Annotated in this window: 15 protein-coding genes; 9 read left to right on the forward strand and 6 right to left on the reverse strand. The window is 41.1% G+C overall.

Annotation, left to right across the window (positions count from 1 at the left end):
* Nucleotides 1–485: RNA-guided endonuclease TnpB family protein (locus F8S12_RS02335; protein WP_196514612.1), on the forward strand; the 485-nt coding region annotated here is incomplete at its 5' end.
* Nucleotides 486–594: 109 nt separating this feature from the next.
* Nucleotides 595–768 (forward strand): hypothetical protein, encoded by a 174-nt coding sequence (locus F8S12_RS02340; protein ID WP_196514613.1) that lies wholly within the window; start codon nucleotides 595–597, stop codon nucleotides 766–768.
* 334 nt (nucleotides 769–1,102) lie between these two features.
* On the opposite strand, the gene miaB is transcribed toward F8S12_RS02340, so the two are convergent.
* Nucleotides 1,103–2,467, reverse strand: a complete 1,365-nt coding sequence (gene miaB, locus F8S12_RS02345; RefSeq protein ID WP_196514614.1) for a tRNA (N6-isopentenyl adenosine(37)-C2)-methylthiotransferase MiaB — start codon at nucleotides 2,465–2,467, stop codon at nucleotides 1,103–1,105.
* Nucleotides 2,468–2,597: 130 nt separating this feature from the next.
* Nucleotides 2,598–4,421: a serine/threonine protein kinase gene (locus tag F8S12_RS02350; protein WP_196514615.1), complete on the reverse strand. Its 1,824-nt coding sequence runs from the start codon at nucleotides 4,419–4,421 to the stop codon at nucleotides 2,598–2,600.
* A gap of 410 nt (nucleotides 4,422–4,831) precedes the next feature.
* On the opposite strand from F8S12_RS02350, the gene F8S12_RS02355 reads away from it, so the two are divergent.
* The 5 genes from F8S12_RS02355 (at nucleotide 4,832) to F8S12_RS02375 (ending at nucleotide 10,587) form a co-directional block, all read left to right on the forward strand.
* Nucleotides 4,832–5,464, forward strand: coding sequence for a hypothetical protein (locus F8S12_RS02355; RefSeq protein WP_196514643.1), 633 nt, complete (start codon nucleotides 4,832–4,834; stop codon nucleotides 5,462–5,464).
* A gap of 135 nt (nucleotides 5,465–5,599) precedes the next feature.
* Nucleotides 5,600–6,874: a DUF4255 domain-containing protein gene (locus tag F8S12_RS02360; protein ID WP_196514616.1), complete on the forward strand. Its 1,275-nt coding sequence runs from the start codon at nucleotides 5,600–5,602 to the stop codon at nucleotides 6,872–6,874.
* The gene (locus F8S12_RS02365; RefSeq protein WP_196514617.1) at nucleotides 6,871–8,862 is read left to right on the forward strand and encodes an ATP-binding protein; all 1,992 of its coding nucleotides are present in this window, start codon (nucleotides 6,871–6,873) and stop codon (nucleotides 8,860–8,862) included. The genes F8S12_RS02360 and F8S12_RS02365 overlap by 4 nt, the downstream gene beginning before the upstream one ends.
* 139 nt (nucleotides 8,863–9,001) lie before the next feature.
* On the forward strand, nucleotides 9,002–10,111 hold the full coding sequence (locus tag F8S12_RS02370) for a hypothetical protein (RefSeq protein WP_196514618.1): 1,110 nt from the start codon (nucleotides 9,002–9,004) through the stop codon (nucleotides 10,109–10,111).
* 14 nt (nucleotides 10,112–10,125) lie between these two features.
* On the forward strand, nucleotides 10,126–10,587 hold the full coding sequence (locus tag F8S12_RS02375; RefSeq protein WP_196514619.1) for a hypothetical protein: 462 nt from the start codon (nucleotides 10,126–10,128) through the stop codon (nucleotides 10,585–10,587).
* On the opposite strand, the gene F8S12_RS02380 is transcribed toward F8S12_RS02375, so the two are convergent.
* On the reverse strand, nucleotides 10,557–10,745 hold the full coding sequence (locus F8S12_RS02380) for a hypothetical protein (protein WP_196514620.1): 189 nt from the start codon (nucleotides 10,743–10,745) through the stop codon (nucleotides 10,557–10,559). The genes F8S12_RS02375 and F8S12_RS02380 overlap by 31 nt on opposite strands.
* A 61-nt stretch (nucleotides 10,746–10,806) precedes the next feature.
* Here F8S12_RS02380 and F8S12_RS02385 point away from each other — a divergent pair, with 61 nt between their 5' ends.
* Together F8S12_RS02385 and F8S12_RS02390 are read left to right on the forward strand one after the other, a co-directional pair.
* Complete coding sequence (locus F8S12_RS02385; protein WP_196514621.1) at nucleotides 10,807–11,412, forward strand: hypothetical protein; 606 nt, start codon at nucleotides 10,807–10,809, stop codon at nucleotides 11,410–11,412.
* Nucleotides 11,413–12,198: 786 nt separating this feature from the next.
* Entirely contained in the window at nucleotides 12,199–17,883 is a 5,685-nt protein-coding gene (locus F8S12_RS02390) for an ATP-binding sensor histidine kinase (protein ID WP_196514622.1), read from the forward strand.
* A gap of 87 nt (nucleotides 17,884–17,970) precedes the next feature.
* Here F8S12_RS02390 and F8S12_RS02395 read toward each other — a convergent pair whose 3' ends face one another.
* Genes F8S12_RS02395 through F8S12_RS02405 form a run of 3 tightly spaced genes read right to left on the reverse strand, consistent with a single transcriptional unit; the run spans nucleotide 17,971 to nucleotide 21,931 of the window.
* Nucleotides 17,971–19,512 carry a flavin-containing monooxygenase gene (locus F8S12_RS02395; protein WP_196514623.1) on the reverse strand — a complete coding sequence of 514 codons (1,542 nt, stop codon included), beginning with the start codon at nucleotides 19,510–19,512 and terminating at the stop codon, nucleotides 17,971–17,973.
* Nucleotides 19,513–19,528: 16 nt separating this feature from the next.
* The gene (locus tag F8S12_RS02400) at nucleotides 19,529–21,169 is read right to left on the reverse strand and encodes a tryptophan halogenase family protein (protein ID WP_196514624.1); all 1,641 of its coding nucleotides are present in this window, start codon (nucleotides 21,167–21,169) and stop codon (nucleotides 19,529–19,531) included.
* A 48-nt stretch (nucleotides 21,170–21,217) separates the two neighbouring features.
* The gene (locus F8S12_RS02405) at nucleotides 21,218–21,931 is read right to left on the reverse strand and encodes a hypothetical protein (protein ID WP_196514625.1); all 714 of its coding nucleotides are present in this window, start codon (nucleotides 21,929–21,931) and stop codon (nucleotides 21,218–21,220) included.
* Between the last annotated feature and the right edge of the window lie 241 nt (nucleotides 21,932–22,172).

Genomic DNA, 22,172 nt, shown 5'->3' on the forward strand with positions numbered 1-22,172 from the left:
AGGATTTTCTACATAAACTTAGTTATAAGTTGGTCAGCGATAGCCAAGCTGTCATAGTAGAGAATCTTCATGTTAAAGGCATGGTTCGTAATCACAAATTGGCGAAATCAATATCTGATGTAGGGTGGGGAACATTCACCAACTTTTTAGCTTACAAGCTAGAACGCATTGGTGCAAAGTTAGTTGAGATTGATAGATGGTTCCCCAGTTCTAAACTATGTTCTAATTGTTTCTATCAAATAGGTGAGATGCTGTTGGATGTCCGTGAGTGGACTTGTCCTCATTGCAATACTCATCATGACAGGGACGCGAACGCCGCGACAAATATTAGAGCAGAAGGCATCAGAATGATAAAGGCGGAAGGTTCAGCCGTCTCTGCTGTAGGAGGGGAGGTAAGCCCTACTCTTGGACGAAAGTCTAAGTTTAGGCACTCCCCTATGATTACAGAAGCCCCAACTTCAACCGTACTCGGTAAGTTGGGGTAGTTCACTACTATCCATATAATAAACTCAGGTTTAGCTTTTCTCAGCGTGAGCAAGCCGCACTTAAGCAAATAAAATATTAACAACCTAAAAGCGATATTGAGCTATTGCCATGACAAATAAACAAGCTATCTTTGACGCAATTGAACAACTACCAGAGCAGCATCTAAAAGAGGTGTTACAGTATGTTCAAAAGCTTGCAGGTACTCTGAAATCACCAATATCGAACTCACCCACCCAAAGCAGCGAGCGATCGCCTTGCAAACTTCATCGGTGCTGTATCTAACGGCTCCCTGGCTGCTAACTTAGCCGACGAACTTTAGAGGCTGAACAGGACTCTCAAGAATAGGATGCGATCGCTCAAATGACATTAGACTTATCCGAAAATCGGAAATGCTTACTATACAATGGTTTTAGCGATTTTAACGGCTGCGATGCCGAAGGCGGCAAGCTACGCACGCGCTTAGTGGACGCAACAATAAGGCTTTGGGGGAATTACTGGAGCTAAATTATCAGTTAGCAAGGGAAAGATAGAAAGGATAAAAATTTATTTTTTCCCAGATAAACTTAACATCTAAAAATCAGGGTTTCACCTATTGTTTGCGTAAGTCCTGTAATGCTTAAACAGATATGGGTTGCCTTACTTCAACTGGTTCACCTGTGAGGCTAAAAGGACGAACTTCGGTAATTTTTACCTTCACTAGCTGCCCTTTGAGTTCCTTGATGTCGCCACTGAAGAAAGTCAAACGATTACCGCCCGTGCGTCCCATTACCTGGGTTTGATCTTTAGGATTTTGGTCTTCTACTAAAACTTCTTCAGTGCGTCCAAAGTAACGTTGCGATCGCTCTGCTACTTTTATATTTACTAGATAATTGAGCCGTTGTAAGCGATCGCTTTTAATTTCTTCACTCAGTTGATTGTCCCACAAAGCGGCGGGTGTTCCTGGACGCGGCGAATATGCGGCTGTGTTTAACATATCAAAGCCAATATCTTCTGCCAATTTCAGGGTATTTTCAAACTGCGCTTCACTCTCCCCAGGAAAACCGACAATTGCATCAGCACTAATGGAGGCATCTGGCATATACCGCCGAATGGTATCGATAATCCGGCGATATTTTTCATGGGTATAACCCCGCGCCATCGCCTTTAAAAGTTCATTATCCCCAGATTGAAAGGGGATGTGGAAGTGTTTGCAGACTTTGGGCAACTCAGCGCAAGCTTTAATTAGTCTCTCTGTAAAATAACGGGGATGGCTAGTAGCAAATCTTAATCTTTCAATCCCCGGCACATCATGCACATAATAAAGTAAATCTGTAAAGTTGTGCAGATGCCGGCCTTCTGGTGTCGCTCCAGGCAAATCTCTGCCGTAAGCATCAATATTTTGACCAAGTAGAGTAACTTCTTTGTAACCTTGCCGTCCTAATTCTTCGATTTCAGCACGGATAGCTGACGGCGTGCGAGATTGTTCGACACCGCGCACATTGGGAACCACGCAGTAAGTACAGCGTTCGTTACAGCCATAAATCACATTTACCCAAGCGGTTACTTTACTATCCCGTCGTGGCTGGGTGATATCTTCGATAATGTGAACTGGCTCGGTTGCCACAACTTGGTTGCCATTAAACACTGACTCCAACAAATCTTTGAGACGGTTGGCGTGTTGTGGCCCCATTACCAAGTCTAATTCTGGCACACGTCGCAACAGCGCTTCGCCTTCTTGCTGGGCAACACAACCAGCAACTATGAGGGTTAGATTAGGCTGCTCATGCTTGCGCTTCGCTTGTCTGCCGAGGTAGGAATATACTTTCTGCTCGGCATTATCCCGAATTGTGCAGGTATTGTAGAGAATCACATCTGCATTATTCGGGTCTTGACACCACTCAAAGCCCATGTCTTCCAAAACGCCAGCCATGCGCTCTGAGTCAGCTTTATTCATCTGACAACCGAAGGTAATAATGTGGTAGTGGCCTTTAGAAGTGGTCATGGGCAATTATGCTTAATCAATAATATATAAGCTTTATTCTATTCAAGTATAGAAGAAGATACCCGATGCTAGGGGCGATCGCTTGTATGGAAATGCAAAACAACTAAGATTGAAGCACTTACCTCAAGTATCAGTTAAGCAAACCTTGCTCTTTCCTTGGCTCTGGAGAAGATTGTAATTGATTATATATATAAGTTACCAATCCTAAAGTTAGTCCAATTGCCAAGATAACTCCCAGTATTCGCAATAAATTGGGAGTAATCCTCGTAACTGACTGTCCATTTTGCTTTGGTTGGTAAATAGTGTCATCAGTTGGCACTTGTGGTCTACCTTGATGAGATACAGGTCGTGGTTGATACAACGTTGCATCAGTTGGCACTTGTGGTCTGCCTTGATTGGATGTAGGTCGCGGTTGATACAACGTCTTATCTAGTGGCGCTTGTGGTTGGCCTTGATGAGATGCAGGTCGCGGTTGATACAACGTCTTATCTGGTGGCGCTTGTGGTTGGCCTTGATGAGATGCAGGTCGCGGTTGATACAACGTCTTGTCTGGTGGCACTTGTGGTTGGTCTTGATTAGATCCAGTCCGTGGTTGATATAACGTCACATCGGGTTTGGCGGCTGGAGGATTATTCACAGGACTCTGTTGAGGATTGATATCCTCAGGTTGACTTTGCTCAACTGGGTTAAACTGTCTCGGAACGGTTTCGTGATTTGAACCTTGATTGTACCCAGCCTGAAGAGGAGGAACGGTTTGCTCAGATTGGCTTTGCTCAATCGGGTTAAACTGTCTCGGAACAGTTTCGTGATTTGAACCTGGGTTGTATGCAGATGGAGGGCGAAGAATGGTGTCGTCGTTCGATTGTCTCGGAACAGTTTCGTGTGGAGGGCGAAGAATGGTGTCGTCGTTCGATTGTCTCGGAACAGTTTCGTAATTTGAACCTTGATTATAAGAAGATTGCGGTTGCCCAGCAGTCTGTCCGGGTACACTAGTAGTCCCCGTTACAAATTTGGCAGCAACTTGCAAAGCTTGATTCAGTTCTTCTACCGTTGCAAATCGGTTGGCCGGGTTCTTGTGGAGGCATTTCATCACCACTGCCTCCAATTCTATAGGTAAATTATCGCAGCCTGGTTCCGATCGCAGTGGTTTCGGTGGCTCGTAAGCATGAGCTAACACCCAAGAGGCTTCGCTGACGTGACTACCCTTAATGCTAATCCCAAAGGGGTCGGCTGCACCCAGCATTTCATAAAGGATAATCCCCAAACTGTAAATGTCGCCCCTAGCGTCCAGGTTTTTATCACTCTGAATTTGTTCGGGAGGTGCGTAACGAAATGTACCGATAAATGTACTAGTATTTATATTTGTAATGTTGGAATTTTCCGCAGATTCACTACGAATTTTGGCAACACCAAAATCCAAAACCTTTACCCACTCTCCTAAATCTGTAGGCACTAGAAATATATTATCTGGTTTCAGGTCACGATGAACTACCCGAATATGCTCAGTGCTTTTTCCGCCATCCCTTTGGAGAGTAACTCCTTGATGGGCAAGCTGTAGACCCTTGCAAACTTGCGCCATAATCTTCACAGTCCGCTCAACAGATAGCCGCTTTTCGCGCAGCAGTAGTTGCCTGAGCGTCTGCCCCCGCAAATATTCCATTACGTAAAATGGAAAACCTTCCGGGGTGACTCCACAATCACTAATTTTAACAATATGGTCACTTTGCAAAGCAGCACAAACTGCTATCTCACGCTCAAAACGCTTTCTCATTTCTTGTGATGCCACCAGCGTATCTTTGAGCAACTTCAACGCTACCTGCTGACCTACACGGGTGTCCATTGCCAAGAAGACTTCTCCCATGCCACCCCCGCCTAACCGTTTGTCTAAACGGTATCGCTGGTTATCACCTACGAAGCGGCCATTCCAAGAATTTGCAGATGGTGGGGATTTCATCTGGGGCAACCCATCCTAAGTTACTTTTAAGTGTTAGCTTTAATCAGAGATACTACATAGTACTACAAATCTTTTGCGCGCTTCGACAAGTTTTAGTACAATATTTTACTAAAACTTACCTAATTACACTCACTTTACCATATTAGAAACTTAAAGTAATGCTACTAATCTGATAAAATACTTAAAATTAAGACCTATGGCAGTTAAAATTTGTTCCTGATGCTAGATTAACGCAAATTCGACAAGGCTTGCTAAGGAATGCAGATTAATTGAAGAAGGCAGTTTTTGCTGAGGGCAGAAGGTGGCACACTGAGCTTGCCGAAGTGCAGAAGGGAACAATTAAATGGGGATTTATACCCCAACGAAAAAGTTAGCGCCGTGTAGACGACAGGGTTTTAAACCCTTGTTTCATGATTGTCACAGGCTTCAGCGCTGTCTTGCTGTATTTTCTTCTCTACGAGACGCTTGTCTGCGACACGTTGCGCGAACGCGATCTGCCTCCTGTCTCCTGCCCTCTGCCTTTTCTGATAAAGTGCAAAACTGGGGTTAAAGCAGAAGTTCCTACAGAAAAAACGGAATTTGCTAAAAATTATGCGATACACGGAAAAGTCTTACCGGAAACTCTTACAGAGAAGGTGGAAGCTGCTACAGGTTGCGCGATACACGGAAATGTCAAAGCGGAAGCTGCTACAGGTTGCGCGATACACGGAAACTTCAAAGCGGAAGCTACTATAGGAGAAGCGGGAACTGCTACAGGGAAAGCGGAAGCTGCTACAGGAGAAGCGGGAACTGCTACAGGGGAAGCCGGAACTGCTACAGGAGAAGCGGGAACTGCTACAGGGAAAGCGGAAGCTGCTACAGGGAAAGCGGAAGCTGCTACAAGGAAGGCGGAAGCTGCTACAGACTGCACAAAATCCAAAAACGTCTTAGCCCAAGTTGCTGAGAATTTTAAAGAAACAATAGAGATTTTCTTTGATGATTTTTTGTTACAGTGGAATTATGTTTCTAAACCCCAACAATCCTCAAAATTGCAAGTTATTTAATCCAAGTTCCTAATGTGCTTTTGTATGCCGCGCACATAGTCTCCGTTACAGAATATTTAAAGTTTTGCAAAATATATTCTGTCAATGGACTCTGGCGTACATGATTAATATGTGCTATTGCCATGAGGAATGAGAATGAGTAATGTGCTCTCTATAGCCGCAGTGACAGCAGTACTAAAAGTCTTGCTGGAAAATGGTTTAGTCAGTGATCCGATCGCTGCTAGTGTTGGTGATGTAATTGTAACTGCCCTACCACCTGATCGAATTTCAGTTGAAGCTGACGAGCGTGCTCAACTCAACCTCTTTCTCTATCAAGTGACGCAAAATCGTAATGTCGATTGGGTATCTCAAGAATTTCGGAGTAGGCACTCACGCATCAATGGAAACCCCCGCTCTCCGACTCCACCACTAGCTCTTGATCTCCACTATTTATTAACAGCTTACGGAGCTAAAGATTTTCAGACAGAGCTTTTACTGGGCTATGCAATGCATTTGTTACATAAAACACCAGCTATTACATCTGATATTATTGAAAATACTTTGATAAATGCATCTACAACCAATACCTCAAGTGCATTTTCGCAAGCTTTGGCAGGTGTGTCTGTATCCCATTTAGCTGAACAAATTGGGCAGATAAAGCTGACTCCAGAGTTTTTTAACATGGAAGAAACTTCTAAATTATGGTCTGCTTTACAGACGCACTATCGACCTTCAGCTACCTATCTAGCATCAATGGTATTGATTGAGAGTAGTGACTCTGATAACCCTGAAGGTTTCTACATGATGCCCTTGTCTCAACCAAATATTGAGCAAGTGACAGCTCCAGCAAAGACTGAACAAATGATTGTTGCAGGCACAACCTTAGTGATTCGTGGTAAGCGGTTACGCGGTGATATCACCCGAATCCGATTAAGTAATACGGAGACATTATTAGTACCTCATGATGTTAAAGAAACACAAATCAGTTTGTTAGTACCGCCAGATTTGTACGCAAGCGTGCAGGGTATTCAAGTTGTACACCTGACAATGGGCAATGCAGGGCAAACAAATCATGTCGTTGAATCGAATGTTGCAGCTTTTGTCCTACATCCAACAATTACAGCCTTCGTTGCTCAACTGGAAAATAGCAGCGACAATTTACGTTCAGCAGAAATTACCGTTAAATTCCAGCCCAAAGTTGGTAAGGCACAGCGAGTAGTTTTGCAACTCAATGAACTGTCAGGTGATAGTCCGGTAGCTTACTCTTTCTTCGTTGCAGCACGCACCCAAGACACTGATGCAATCACGATTCCTGTTAAAAACGTCAAGCCAGGAACTTATATTGTCCGGGTGCAGGTAGATGGAGCGGAAAGTCCACTGCACCAGAATCAGTCTGGAGAATATGATTCGCCACAGGTGACAATTTTATGAATCCTACAAACATTGATCAAAGTTGGGATGAGGCAAACCAGCGCTACTTATCAGCAGCCTTGGCCGTAGTGCGGAGTATTTTAGAAAATCACACGGCAAAGGAGCAAAATCAATCAGAGGAGAAAAACCAAGAGCATTTACAACAAGCGCTACAGGAAGCATCTGCTGCCATGCCGACACCATCGGCATTAGAGAGAGTATGCAAAATGTTTAGCCTCTCATCCTTTGAACTTGATTTGTTGCTGTTGTGTGCAGGTATGGAATTGAATGGAGATTTTGCCAAATTATGTGCTATAATCCACGGAGATTCACAACGAGCTTACCCAACTTTAAGTTTAGCTCTAGCAGCATTACCTAATGTCCACTGGGATGCGATCGCTCCAAATGCTCCCTTACGTCATTGGCGGTTAATTCAGATTGGTCAAGCTCACGCCCTTACCCTCAGTCCGTTGAGAATTGACGAGCGGATTTTACATTATCTCACGGGTATTCAATATCTTGACGAACGATTAGCTGGCATCATTGAGCCATTACAAGAGGTTAGTAACTTAGTACCCTCACACCAAGATTTAGCAGAGCGAGTAGCGGTAGTGTGGGCGCAAGCTTACAAGGTCAATAGCTTGCCAATTATCCAGTTATGTAGTAAAGAGACTGCTAGCAAACGTGCCATTGCGGCCACAATTTGTCAACTCCAAGGTTTAAGCCTGTGGGTAATGCCTGCACAAGTCATCCCATTAATACCTAGCGATTTGGATAATCTGATTCGCCTGTGGACTCGTGAGACGATTTTAAGTAAGAGTGCCTTACTTATAGACTGCAACGAACTAGATACCAATGATACAGCGCGGCTGAATGCGATCGCTCATTTCATCGAACGCACAAACGGCTTTTTAATCCTCACAAGTCGTGAGCGAGTACGTGTGTCAGAACGTATGGTAGTTAATTTTGACGTAGATCAACCAACTACCAAAGAACAAGGTGCAGTTTGGCAAGACGCCCTAGCTGACATTGCACCGCAAATGAATGGGCAGGTGAAAACCCTCGTGGAGCAGTTTAACTTGAGTGCCGCAACCATTCGCGCAGCTTGTGCAGAAGCCGCAGGGCAACTTGCACAAAAACCCCAAAACGATATCAGTGAGATTTTATGGGATGCCTGTCGTCTGCAAGCACGTCCGCGCTTAGATGAACTCGCCCAACGGATTGAGCCATCTGGTGATTGGGAAGACTTAGTATTACCGGAGGCTCAGAAACAAGTTCTGCGGGAAATTGCGGCTCATGTACAGCAACGCAGTATTGTATATAATAGTTGGGGTTTTGCTGCCAAGAGTGCACGGGGGTTAGGAATCAGCGCTTTATTTGCAGGTGCTAGCGGCACAGGTAAAACCTTGGGGGCAGAAGTGCTGGCCCATAGATTACGCCTCGATCTTTATCGCATTGACTTGTCATCCGTAGTTAGCAAATATATTGGGGAGACAGAGAAGAATCTGCGTCGGGTATTTGATGCAGCCGAACAAGGCGGAGTGATTTTGTTATTTGATGAAGCTGACGCTTTATTTGGCAAACGGAGTGAAGTCAAAGATGCACGCGATCGCTATGCCAATATAGAAGTTAGCTATTTATTGCAACGCATGGAAAGCTACCCAGGTTTAGCAGTTCTGACTACTAACCTGAAGAGTGCCATTGATACAGCTTTCCTGCGGCGCATTCGCTTTGTCGTCCAGTTCCCCTTTCCCGATACAACCCAACGAGCCGAAATTTGGCGACGCATCTTTCCAGCCAAGACTCCAACCGCAGACTTAGATGCTCTGCAACTGGCACGGCTAAATGTGGCTGGGGGTAATATCCGTAACATTGCCTTAAATGCAGCTTTTTTAGCTGCTGATGCTGGAGAAGCCGTGCAGATGAAACACGTTTTGCGGGCAGCTCAGACAGAATATACTAAGTTAGAGAAACCTTTGACTGAGGGGGAAATTGGGGGGTGGATATGATTTTACAGCAGTTTGCAATTCGCAATTAAGTTTTGTAAGGGGGATTGTACCCCGACACAAAACTTGCTGCCTATAGAGGCAGGGGACTTAAATCCCCTAACCTTGTTAAAAATACGCCTTTTGTTATGAGGTAGGTGAGATGAGCGATCGTACCGTTCAGCGCCAGAAATCAACCGCATCTAGTTTTACGAATCCGTCGCTTGCTTCACCAGGTATTCCCACACTAGCGAACCCAATACGCGGCTTTGGTTCACAAATCAATACTGCCCCGCCCCAAACAGTAACTGAGGTAGCACCAGACCTTCAACAGGTGCAGTCTGCTGATGAGCAATTATCAGAACCAATCAAAGAAAAGCGCCTGAGTCACGACATTAGTCGCATATCGTTACGTCGTCCACAAGCAAAACTCACAGTTGGAGAACCAACAGACCAGTATGAGCAGGAAGCCGATTGGATGGCAAATCGAGTCATGTCAATGCCAGCCCCTACTTTGCAACAGAAGATAATACCAGAGAAACAGACTCAAGAGGAAGTGCAAACCAAGCCCTTCGCAGGTGCGATAACTCCCCTAGTACAAAGAGAAACGATACCAGAGCAGGAAGAGGAAATACAAACTAAATCTCTGAACGCATCTATCCAATCTGAGTTAATTCAACCTACTGTTGATGAAAACTATACTCCAGTTGAAGAACTAAATTACACCCCTGCACCTGAAGAGTTTAACCACACTCCTGGTGAAGATGAAGCGGCAGAGATAGGACGAGAAGCACTTCAAACAGTCGGTTACGAAAAGGTCATAAAGACAGCTTTAGAAGCTGGTTTCTTAAGGGTAAAACAGAATAACAAAGAACCTGCGACTGTTCAAGCTAAATTGCAAGCAACTCAAGATATAATCCTTCGACAAGCAGCAGAAGCTGTTGCTTGGAATGTATTTACTAGATATGCTGTTGCTGCTGGTATTGCTTCACAGGTTGATTCACCAGCCCCTGGTCCAGGAGATGTTGTTGCCATTGGCATTCTCATCGTTGGACTTGCCGCAGCAGGATATATTCTCATGTCTTCAGGAGGTACGCCGAGAAATAATCAAGCTCAGAACAAGCAGTTTGCTGATGCTGTTCGTGAGATTGAAAGACGTATAGGTCGAAAACTTTCTCAAGATGAGATACGTCGTCTACACGATACCATCAGTGGTCAGGATTATGGCTATCATGACATAGTAGAAGAAGGCGTAGGAATGTTCGGAAACTAAGGAAATATACACGTATGAGCATTCAGGAAGTCCAACTAAAAGTCAATCCGTTATTGGGACAGAAAACTTGGGGTGTTTCTTTAGGATTTGGTAGCTTTCTAACTTTAGAATTTGGTCAACCTTTACCACCAAGCAATGAACATCAAAAGATTCATGGAGAATGGCACTTATGGCTTTATAACTGTGTATGGCGATTAGAGGAAGAGGATAGAATTCTAGCAGCCTCCGGGGATGAACGAGATCAGCTTGAGACTGCAATTCATCGTTTAGACAATCTTACGTTGCAGTCTATTGATCTGCTACCCCCTGCCTGGGATGCAGTTTTTACCTTTGAACATCAGGTTGTCCTACGACTGTTTGCAATTTACTCTCAAGACTACGATCACTGGTTTCTCTATGCACCAGATGGTAACGTACTTTCTGTTGGTCCAGGGAGTTGTTGGTCTTATGGAAGTAGTACAGCAATTCCTGCTTGATGTTGTGAAATGCGATCGCAATTCTCCATTCTTGCTAGATGACCGAATCTGGCAACAATAGCCAAGAAAGCCGACAAAAAATCTTCATCCCACTCTTGAGCGATGCCTGCGGCGGGCAATGCCAACGCGACTGAAAAAAAGGACAAAAATAGAAGCATCGCTCTATAGACAATTAGGCTAATATTTATGTGCTTCTCCAGCGAGTGACGGGATTAGGCAATGTCTTACAGTCAATTTGATATTGAGACAATTCGACTTAACTTTAACACTAAGATTATTGAGCGAGTAGGCACATTTGCTGACACTGCCGAGATTAATTATAGCGATTTATTGGCGGAAACCCTTCGTTTCAATACACCAATAGCCCTAGCGATTAACTCAGAAAAATCCCGTTCTGAGATGATTATTACGCCGATTTTGCTGGAATTAAAGCGACTATATCCTGAGAAAGTCAGCTTATTTTCTGGTAAAGATTTTAACGTTGATATCGAAAAAGGACTAAATGGCTTTTGTGACTTTTTGATCAGTCGTTCGCCAGAACAGTTGACAATCATGTCGCCAGTCATCGCAGTGGTGGAGGCGAAGAACGAAAATATTGAAGGTGGTTTGGGACAGTGCATGGCAGAAATGATCGCAGCCCAGATTTTTAACCAGCAAAAAGGAAACCAGATATCTCGAATACTGGGTGCTGTAACTACTGGAAGTAGTTGGAAGTTTATGCGCCTAGCAGAAAAAACAATAGAAGTTGATTTGAACGAATATTTTTTGAACCAAATTGGTAAAATTCTAGGTATTCTAAGTCTGGGATTAGAAGAGAACTTCTAGTACAGTAGGTACAGTAAAACCATCCGTTGTACTTTCTAATAAAATATTCCAGTTATCCACAATGCAGTTTTGCGGGCGTTAGCGTTAACCAAGAGAATTACTCCTTAAGATGTAGTATTTTTCTCATAGAAACAGCATCAAAAGATGCAATTCGCTCCAATTCAAATTCTTTATTCGGCAAAAAATAACCTGTATTGTTTGAGGAAATACATGGTTATTTTGGGTTATAAGTAAATAATTTGGTATTCCATTTTTGCCAATCAAACTTTTTGTTACCACCTTTCTTTTTAACCTGAGCAGCAACGTCAAGTCTGAGTTTTTCACTCGCTGCATGACCGATTTTTGTGGAAACATGCGAATCCCGTAGCTGCATTGAAGATTAAGTTTCGCAATTCCTTCAACAATGCTAATGCCTCTTCTTGTGGTAAAGCATTCACTACCTTTACGGCTTTGACAAGATACATTTAGACAAGTATTTGAACGGATTAATCCAAAAGTATTTGAGGTTGAAGCATAACCTATGTCAGTAGTTTCAGTAATTTATTTTTGCATTGTATAATATTTCGGACAGAATTGAGCAGTGATAGCACCAGATGAGAGTAATTCTGAGTAATTGGGATGATTTTTTATCACTTGCGATCGCCTTCATCCGATGCAAGTGCCGGTCACAGTCAATAGTAAGATACCATGACACTCCAGGAAAGAAAAAATTAGTATCTAATGATAATATTAACTATGTTCTGGGAATACTAAACCATAGAAAGAAAATTATGAGAATCAAATGCAATGTTACTAGGAGCAGATACAGTATTTCCCATACTTGGCTATCGCATTATTAAGCAATTATACTTAGGTAAGAAAACCTTAGTTTATCGAGCTATCAGAGAAAAAGACCAGCAATCAGTTATTTTAAAATTGATGCGTAATGAAGATCCTAACTTCGCTGAAATTAATCAATTTTGTAATCAATATACCATTACCCAAAATCTTGAAATTCCGGGCATAGTTAAACCCATAAGCCTAGAAAAATACCACAATAGATATGTTCTAGTAATGGAAGATTTTGGTGGTATTGCCCTTAATCTCTGGCAGCAAGAAGAGCAGAAAAAAGGAAAAAATTCTGTTTCATTGAGTGAATTTTTCAATATTGCCATTGAAATTAGTGCAGCTTTGGAAGGGCTACATCGCCATCGCATCATTCACAAAGATATCAAACCTGCCAACATTCTGATTCATCCAATAATAGGTAAGACCAAAATCATCGATTTTAGTCTTGCTAGTCTATTACCAAAAGAAATTCAATTTCTCACAAATCCCAACGTCCTAGAAGGTACTCTAGCTTATATTTCCCCTGAACAAACAGGACGCATGAATCGAGGTATAGACTACCGTACCGACTTTTATTCCTTGGGTGTCACCTTCTTTGAACTCCTGACTGGGCACTTACCCTTTAGTACCACTGAACCGATGGAGTTAGTCTACTCTCACATTGCCAAAGAACCGCCAAAAGCCAGTCATATTAACTCCAATATTCCCAGAATTTTATCTGATATTATCAGCAAGCTGATGGCAAAAAATGCTGAAGACCGATATCAGAGTGCTTATGGACTCAGGTATGACTTAGAAATATGTCAAAACCAATGGCAAGAGAAAGAAAACATTACAGTCTTTGAATTAGGGATTCGGGACATCTCAAACCATTTTGCCATTCCTGAAAAACTTTATGGTCGTCAAAGAGAGATTGAAATTCTACTCACTACTTTTGACCGAGTGACAAGGGGAAGCACGGAAATGATCTTAGTCTCTGGTTATTCAGGGATTGGTAAAACTGCTGTAGTCAACGAAGTCCACAAACCTATTGCAAGACAGCAGAGTTATTTCATCAAAGGAAAATTTGACCAATTCCAACGTGACATTCCTTTGTCAGGATTGGTGCAAGCTTTGCGAGATTTGATTGGGCAAATACTCTCTGAAACAGATGTCCAAATTCAACAGTGGAAAACCAAAATTTTGTCGGCATTGAGTACACAATCTCAGGTAATCATTAATGTAATTCCTGAACTTGAAATAATTATTGGTAAACAACCTCCATCTGCTGAACTTACTGGTATCGCTGCTCAAAATCGCTTCAATTTATTATTACAGAGATTTATTCAGGTTTTCACTACTAAAGAGCATCCTCTGGTAATTTTTCTGGATGATTTGCAATGGGCAGATACGGCTTCCTTGAAGTTTATTCAATTATTAATGGATGGAACTTCTTCTTGCATTACTAAGGCTACAGAGAATATACATGAGAGTAAAGGTAGTTTGCTATTAATTAGCGCCTATAGAGATAATGAAGTGTCAAATCTACATCCGCTATATTTGACACTACAAGAAATTGCCGCAACAGGAGCAGTAATTAAGACAATTAAACTCTTACCTTTAAGTCAGATTGATTTAAATCATTTGATTGCTGATACACTGCGTTGTGGAGAAGTCATTGCTATGCCTCTGACTCAAATGGTGTTTTTAAAAACTAAAGGTAACCCCTTCTTTGCATCTCAATTTATCAAATTATTATATGATGACGGACTAATTGAATTAGATTTTGATGCTCGTCATTGGCAGTACGATATTACCAAAATTAAAACCTTATCTCTTACAGATGATGTAGTAGAATTTATGGGCATTCAAATAGAAAGATTGCCCAAAAATGTCCAAGATGTATTAAAAATCTCTGCTTGTATTGGTAATAAGTTTGACTTAAAAACATTATCAATTGTTCATGAAAAATCTGTAACAGATACTGCATCAGACTTATGGCAAGCATTACTTGAAGGACTGATTGTACCTCAGAAAGATGGTTATAATTTTGTACCAGAAAATGATAAACAACTATTAAGCTTTTCAAATAGAGAATTGGAAAGTTTATCAATTAATAATTCCCAATTACCCAAATATAAATTCGTACACGACAGAGTTCAGCAAGCAGCTTATTCTCTAATTCCCAAAGACCAAATCAAGCAAATACACTTAAAAATTGGGCAGCTTCTCTTAAAAAGTACCCCAGTTGCCGAACGGGAAGAAAATATTTTTGAGCTTGTCAATCATTTCAATACTGCAGTTGAATTCATCACGGAGCAAGCTAAACGTAATGAAATAGCTGAAATGAGTCTGATTGCTGGACGTAAAGCTTTAGTATCAACAGCTTATTCATCGGCACTTAAGTATTTAGCTACTGGAATTGAGCTACTAGCAGATAATAGTTGGGATACTAAATATGATATCACCTTAACTTTGTATAATACCGCAGCAGAAGCGGCATATCTCAGTGGTGACTTTGAATATACAGAAAAATTTGTCCAGGTTGTGTTGGTAAAAGCAAAAACTCCACTCGATCAAGTTAAAGCTTATGAAGTCAAAATACAGTCTTATGGTGCACAAGGAAAAGAACTGGAAGCTGTGAATATTGCAAAAACCTTTTTGAAAACTTTGGGAGTAGAGTTTCCGACAAATCCCAGCCAATTAGATATTCAGTTAGAAATAGAAGTAACATCTGCAAAATTGGCTAGTAGACCCATTCAAGACTTAATTGAACTGCCGGAAATTACAGAAGCCAAACCACTGATAATCATGCGTATTTTATCTAGTGCAATTGGTTTTGCTTATACAGTTGCGCCGGAATTATTAGTATTAATTATTCTGAAACAGATCAATTTATCTATCAAATTTGGTAATTCTCCTTTGTCTGCTTTTGCCTATGTGATGTATGGAGTAATGTTGTGTGGGGTAATAGGAGATATTGATTCTGGATATAAATTTGGGAAACTGGCTGAGAGTTTGTTGCCTAATTTCCAAACCAGAGAAATAACTGGCAAGGTTATGGAACCATTTAATCATCTTATCAGACATTGGAAAGAGCATCTAAAAGAAACATTGAAACCTTTACTTGAGGCTTATACTACTAATCTCGAAGCAGGAGATACGGAATTTGCAGCTTATGCTCTTTATGGTTACTGCCAACATACGTATTTTATCGGACAAGAACTAGTAAAACTTGAACAAGATATAGAAATATATAGCAATACTATTAGGCAAATAAAGCAAGAAAGAGTATTTTATTGGAATGAAATATTTCGGCAGACAGTCTTGAACCTTCTAGGAAATGTTAAAAATCCCCAGAGTTTAATTGGTGAAGTGTATGATGAGGATAAAATGCTACCACTTCATCTGAAAGCTAAAGATGGAGTAGCACTTTTTTTCCTATATTTCTGCAAACTTCACCTATCTTATCTGCTGGGTGATTACTCTCAAGCTCTTAAAAATACAGTAATGGCAGAAAAGTACTTGTATGCTGGTGTCGGCATGTTTGTTACTGCTCAATTCTATTTCTACGATTCATTGACGCATCTAGCAGTATATTCTGATTTAGAGGAATTTGAACAAAAACAAATCCTCGATAGAGTGACAGCAAATCAGAAAAAAATGCAAACTTGGGCAGTTTATGCTCCGATGAATCACTTGCATAAATTTTATTTAGTAGAGGCAGAACGGCATCAAGTTCTTGGTCAATATCTTGAAGCAATAGATAATTACGAGTACGCTATTTCCCTTACCAAAGAAAATGAATATATTAACGAAGAAGCTCTTGCTTATGAATTAGCAGCTAAATTTTATCTCAAATGGGGTAAACAAAGAATCGCCCAAGTCTACCTCACTGATGCCTACTATTGCTATGTTCGCTGGGGAGCATTAGCCAAAGTTGATGACTTGCAAAAACGCTATCCTCAATTACTTATCTCCCTGATTCAGCAAGAAAAACTTAGCCATTCTTGCAGTGAAAAAAACCTACCGGAACTGAGCATACACCTATCTACACTTAGCACTAAATCTACTCTGGTTACGAATGAAACTGTCATTGGCTCCAACACTAGTATTTCCGATATGTTAGATTTAGCAACTGTCATTAAAGCTTCTCAAGCAGTGGCGGGAGAGATTGAACTGGAAGCACTCCTTTCTACTTTAATGGAAGTTGTAATGGAGAATGCAGGAGCTTCTAAATGTGTACTGATATTGAGTGAAACTAATAAATTAGACTTAACTGTTACCGCAATTAGTTCTGGTTCCATTTTTGAAGCTACTCACACGGAGTTTTTATCTATCCCTTTAGCGTTAAGCGATCATGTTCCTATTTCTTTGATTAATTATGTCAAACGAACCCAAGAAATATTAGTAATTGATGAGATCAAAGCTCAAGCCTCTTTTGCGCTAGATAACTATATTAAGCGTGAGGAACCAAAGAGCATATTATGTATTCCGATGCTTAATCAAGGCAAATTGATGGGGCTTATTTACCTAGAAAATAATTTATCTACAGGAGCATTTACACGCGATCGCCTAGAAGTTATAAAACTCTTAACTACCCAAGCTGCAATCTCTTTAGAAAATGCTATTCTTTACAACAATTTGGCTGAAGCTAATGAGCGTTTGGAGGAATACAACCATATACTAGAGGAAAGGGTAGCAGTAAGAACAGCAGAAATTAATGAAAAAAATCAACATCTGCAAGAAGCACTAGAAGAATTGCAAAGTACCCAAAGTCAATTAATCCAAAGTGAAAAAATGTCTTCGTTAGGGCAAATGGTAGCGGGAATTGCCCATGAAATTAATAACCCCATCAATTTTATTCATGGTAATATTACCCACGCAAGTGACTATGTTCAACAATTGCTAGATTTAATTAATATTTATCAGCAACAATATCCCCATCCCTCAGCAATACTGGAGCAAAAAATTCAGGATATAGATGTAGAATTCCTGACAGAAGACCTACCAAGGGTGATCGATTCGATGAAGGTGGGAAGTTCCCGAATCCGAAATATTATTTTGAGCTTACGTAACTTCTCTCGTTTAGATGAATCGGAAATGAAGCCTGTAAATATTCATGAAGGTATCGATAGTACCCTAATGATTTTGCAGCACCGACTCAAGGAAAAGAGCGTAGACGTATTCGCGGAGTGTCTGTCTGCGACACACTCCGCGAAGGTAGAGAAGCGGCTTGTCTGTAGACATCGCCCGGAAATTGAGGTCTTTAAAGAATACGCACAACTGCCGGATGTTATTTGCTATGCTGGTCAACTCAACCAAGTGTTTATGAATATTTTAAGTAATGCGATCGATGCTTTAGAGGAGTATAAGGATGAAGGAGATTCTCCAAGCAAAAATCCTCAGATTCGTATTCGTACTGAACTAGGAGAAGTAAACACACTGAAGATTCGGATTGCTGATAACGGTCACGGCATGACTGCACAGGTACAGCAGAAAATATTTAATCCTTTTTTTACCACTAAGCCAGTAGGAAGTGGTACGGGGTTGGGGTTGTCAATTAGCTATCAAGTAGTGGAGAAACACAAGGGTAAGTTAAGCTGTGATTCAAGTCCTGGAAAGGGGACTGAGTTTGTGATTGAGATTCCAGTGCAACAGTGAGACAAGCTGCTGATACTGGAAAATTTAGAATACGGTTCGGTGAAGTTCTCAACCGAACCGTATTAGGAACATATAAACGATCGCTTCTCACCTTACACTTGCCGCGATCGCACAATCCGCACAATCATTGAGAGATGGATGTTGTTTTAGCTGTAATTCCTGGCCCAGATCCTTGTAGGCAGATGGATCTATTGGCATCAGAAAGTCCCCAAGGGAGTTACCTGGTTGACGGCGGGTACTCAGACCCATATCCCGAAGCAATTCATCAATGTAATGGAATGTAAAAGGAGTTATACATGCTCCACTGACGAAAGCATAGGGTCTATCTTTCTTCCTCCATTCTAACTCTGCCGTTACCTCCTTTAGCATCTCTTGCTGGGATGGTAAAGGTATACTTCCTTTGACAGACTCTAATAACCACCTAGCACCAATTTCTGCTGATAACTGGGCACAGAAAGTATAGTTATAACCAACAAAACCCATCTGTGGAACATGAGGGTGAATGAGGTGGCGGTAAAGATGGATAGTGCCTTGCTCATCAAATACGTGCCTGTGGTACTTCTCTTCTAAAAAGGGGATATCCTGAAGAAATCCTGTGCCAAAGACAACAATATCTGCCTGTACTTGTTCGCCGTTTTCTAATTCTACGCCAGTAGCAAAAAATTTGTTGATCTTTGTCTTGACAGCACGAATTTTGCCTGTGCGTACATTCTCAAAAAAGCCTTTAGGCGCCAAGGCGATACTACAGCCGATCAATTTATTCATAGGTTGTTTGGGCACCATCCCACAAGCATCAAGCGGAAACTGTAAGCGCAGGATAGTCTCATTTAGCCGCCAGAATGCCCACACTAGTGGCTTCCCAAAACTATGCAGCCACTTTTCCCATCCTTGAAGTTTATGATAGGGCATCCAAGTTTCTGCAAACCGAGTGAGCAAAATATACTTGATGTTGAACAGACCGAGAAAGAAGTTGGGAACTTTCCACAGTGCTTGACGAAACACAAGGGTACATTCCTTGGCCTTCCTAGCTGCGAGATTTGCAAGATCAGTAGCTGACTTGCCAAAACCGACAACAACCACTCGCTTGCCCTCAATTGCAGAGCTGTCATTAAAGTTGTTAGTATGTATTACCTGACCTCCGGCTGCAATGAACTCTTCCATTCCCGGCAAGTTAGGAATGTAGGGAATATCATAAGTGCCATTGCACACAATAACAAAGTCGAATTCGTAATTTTGTTTTCTTATCTCCTTACCATCTTCTTGAAAGCTAACACTAACCATCCATCCAGGAGTATTTCCTGATCTGCGCTCCACTTTAGTTACTTTCGCACCGAAGTGAATTTTTTCTGCTACACCAAAGTGTTGGGCATAGGATTCAAGGTAAGTGCATATTTGCTCTCCTGAAGGCCATTCTGGATAAGAGGCTGGCATAGGATAGTCTGAGAAAGCATAAGTGTCTCTGGGATTTTGGATCGACAGTCCTGGGTAAGCCCTCGACCTTTCCCACACGCCACCAAGTCCCTGCCGTTTCTCGAATAATGTAACTTCGTAACCTTCCTCAAGAAATGTCTTTGCTGAGACTAATCCGCTAACTCCAGCTCCAATTACGCATACTTGTTTGATCGTCATCTTGGGTTCTCCTAAATTATGAAATTGGTGCAGGAATCTGCTGTGGCCGATCGCTAACCACGCTCAGATACTCCGACTTTTCTTGTGAATTGATCACATAAGTTAAGTATTCATATTGAGACGGCAAGGTTGAACTTAGGTAATTGGCTCTTTCCTTAATTTCCACAAATGCAGCCTGGGCATTGTGATTTCCGATATGCTCTAGAATGGGAAGACTGCTTTCAGGCATATAATTTAGCCCCATCAACATTACCGAATAAGAGTAAGACTCGAAGCCGTGATATTTCGGGTTGATACTCTTATTGCTTGGCAGTTTATATTTCCATAATCTTAATTTTTCCTGTAGTTGTTCTGAGACTTTGATATTGTTCTTAGTTGCTTTCCAGAACTCTGTGTTGGTGCGATCGTTAGCATAGTAATGAAGTGTCAAAAATTCTCGCACACCATCTATGCAGTCAGCGATAACTTTGTTATAGCTGTGAATTAGCTCTTCATTGAAAGATTTGCTGGGAAAGTGGCTAACTAACTCTTCAATTCCATGTTGAATAAAGAAAATGCCAGTAGATTCTAGTGGTTCTACAAATCCACTGGAAAGGCCAATTGCTACACAGTTTTTCACCCATGAGTTTCTATTACGTCCAACCCGCATCTTGATATGAGAGACCTGACGAGTATCAGCAGCAACTCCCAAATGCTGGCGAAATTCCTGTTCTGCTTCCTCAGGAGAAATGAATGCACTGGAATAAACATACCCTGCACCATTTCTGCCATACAAAGGTATATTCCAGACCCAACCAGACGAAAGTGTAGTTGCCGTGGTGTAAGGGTTGATGCCATCTTTTTTTGGATCAGTTGGTATCTGCATTGCGATTGCGCGATCGCACAATCGCGACTCTGAATAAGAAATGAATGGCTCACCAAGCGCTTTGTTGATCAAAATACCACTGAAACCAGTACAGTCAATGAAAAGGTCGCTACTGAGAATGCCATGCTCTTTGGTTATGAGGCTATCTATGCTCCCGTCCTCAGTTAACTTGGTATTCACCACATCATCAACAATTTGCTTCACTCCCCTTTGCATTGCATAATCTTTCATGAATCTTGCGAGTAGATTCGCATCAAAATGATAGGCATAGGGGTATTGAATCTTTAAATTATCCAGGATGTTTTTCTTGACAATATGCTCCTGAAAAAATTGATTTTGAATTTTGTTATCAAAGACTTTACCATCAAGATATTTAGGAGAACTTTGATGATCACACAGCCAGGGAATTAGAAAGCAGGCATAATCAAATGCTTCTTGATCTTTCTTCATTTTCAGCCACCATTCAGAGATATCAAAGCCGTCAATCACCTCATATCTCTGAAAAGGATGGTAGAAGTGTTGCCCTTTCGCATTCCAGTTGACAAATTTAATTGCCATCTTATATGTGGCATTACACTTTGGCATCCATTCATATTCCTGTAGCCCAAGAAAATCAAAGAATACTTTGATGGTACTAAAAGTTGCTTCTCCAACTCCAACTTTTGTGATGTTAGATGATTCTGCCAGAGTAATGTTAATATTTATATCTAGTGCTTTACTCAAATAAGCTGCCGTCATCCAACCTGCTGAACCACCACCAAGAATTACAACATTTTGTACATGCTGTGACATAGCTAAAATGCCTTTTTAAGTCTAAACTTAAGGATGTAAGTCAATAATTTATGCAACTTTCAATCGTTGCTCGATTTGATGGGTTTCAGCATATACCAAAAGGTCATTTGTAAATTGCGTGAAAGCTGTAAATAAGTTCTCAACCAATTCAAAAAGTTCTTGTTGAACTACTTCTGATAGTTGAATCTGTTGTAAAATTTCTTCTATTCCAGGTGTACCTGTCATGTGACCAATTTCAACATCCAGATGCAAACAGGCAAAATATCGGCATGGTTTTTTGCTAATTGCTTTAATTTCTTTGCCAATCTCTGCTGCTCTTGAAAACATTACGTTACCCGTCGCTTCGGTAACTTGAATAACTATTATTTTCTGAATAGGAGTAGCTTGGGAAGCATATCGATAGAGTTGATAGTTTAACCAGCGAGCACTCTTAGTTTCCTCACTCCAAAGAAATTTTAATGCGTCACTAAACTTCAATGATTTGTCAAGTTCTAGGCTCTTCAAATCTTCCAAAAACCATAGCCAATGATGGTCATCTTCATAAGTATGTGCGTTAATTAGTGCCTGAATTGGATCGCTAGTTGGTTCTACTCGCAAAAAATACTTATTCAGTTCTGCAAAATTCATAATAAAATGAGCAGCACATGGTGCCCAGACTAATCTTTGTCTGGGATTTATATTTTTGTTTTGCATAAAATTAAACAAGGATAGTTGAGCATATTCTTGTTTTTTTTGCTCAATCAATGCTAGTACTTCTTGCATGTTTATTGCACCCAAATAATGTCTAATTTGCTATATCTTATTAACGCTAATGTTAGATTGCAACCAGGTAATATACTGTTATTTTTTGTACTGAAAGTGTGAGTTTCTGTGTAATTTTCACAAATTACACAATGACACTGATATTTTCTGTAGTCTGCTTATATACACAAGTGTTTTATGCATATTTATACTTAAATAGCGGTTATATGCAGTGTAGCTATTAGAACTAAAAAATGACAGA

It is taken from the genome of Nostoc sp. WHI, assembly GCF_015714725.1.
Lineage (GTDB): Bacteria > Cyanobacteriota > Cyanobacteriia > Cyanobacteriales > Nostocaceae > Nostoc.

Excerpts from the sequence above, each read along its gene's own strand:
- F8S12_RS02340 (WP_196514613.1), top strand. The coding sequence starts at position 595 with ATGACAAATAAACAAGCTATCTTTGACGCAATTGAACAACTACCAGAG.
- miaB (WP_196514614.1), bottom strand. The coding sequence starts at position 2,467 with ATGACCACTTCTAAAGGCCACTACCACATTATTACCTTCGGTTGTCAG.
- F8S12_RS02350 (WP_196514615.1), bottom strand. The coding sequence starts at position 4,421 with ATGAAATCCCCACCATCTGCAAATTCTTGGAATGGCCGCTTCGTAGGT.
- F8S12_RS02355 (WP_196514643.1), top strand. The coding sequence starts at position 4,832 with ATGATTGTCACAGGCTTCAGCGCTGTCTTGCTGTATTTTCTTCTCTAC.
- F8S12_RS02360 (WP_196514616.1), top strand. The coding sequence starts at position 5,600 with ATGAGTAATGTGCTCTCTATAGCCGCAGTGACAGCAGTACTAAAAGTC.
- F8S12_RS02365 (WP_196514617.1), top strand. The coding sequence starts at position 6,871 with ATGAATCCTACAAACATTGATCAAAGTTGGGATGAGGCAAACCAGCGC.
- F8S12_RS02370 (WP_196514618.1), top strand. The coding sequence starts at position 9,002 with ATGAGCGATCGTACCGTTCAGCGCCAGAAATCAACCGCATCTAGTTTT.
- F8S12_RS02375 (WP_196514619.1), top strand. The coding sequence starts at position 10,126 with ATGAGCATTCAGGAAGTCCAACTAAAAGTCAATCCGTTATTGGGACAG.
- F8S12_RS02380 (WP_196514620.1), bottom strand. The coding sequence starts at position 10,745 with ATGCTTCTATTTTTGTCCTTTTTTTCAGTCGCGTTGGCATTGCCCGCC.
- F8S12_RS02385 (WP_196514621.1), top strand. The coding sequence starts at position 10,807 with ATGTCTTACAGTCAATTTGATATTGAGACAATTCGACTTAACTTTAAC.
- F8S12_RS02390 (WP_196514622.1), top strand. The coding sequence starts at position 12,199 with ATGTTACTAGGAGCAGATACAGTATTTCCCATACTTGGCTATCGCATT.
- F8S12_RS02395 (WP_196514623.1), bottom strand. The coding sequence starts at position 19,512 with ATGACGATCAAACAAGTATGCGTAATTGGAGCTGGAGTTAGCGGATTA.
- F8S12_RS02400 (WP_196514624.1), bottom strand. The coding sequence starts at position 21,169 with ATGTCACAGCATGTACAAAATGTTGTAATTCTTGGTGGTGGTTCAGCA.
- F8S12_RS02405 (WP_196514625.1), bottom strand. The coding sequence starts at position 21,931 with ATGCAAGAAGTACTAGCATTGATTGAGCAAAAAAAACAAGAATATGCT.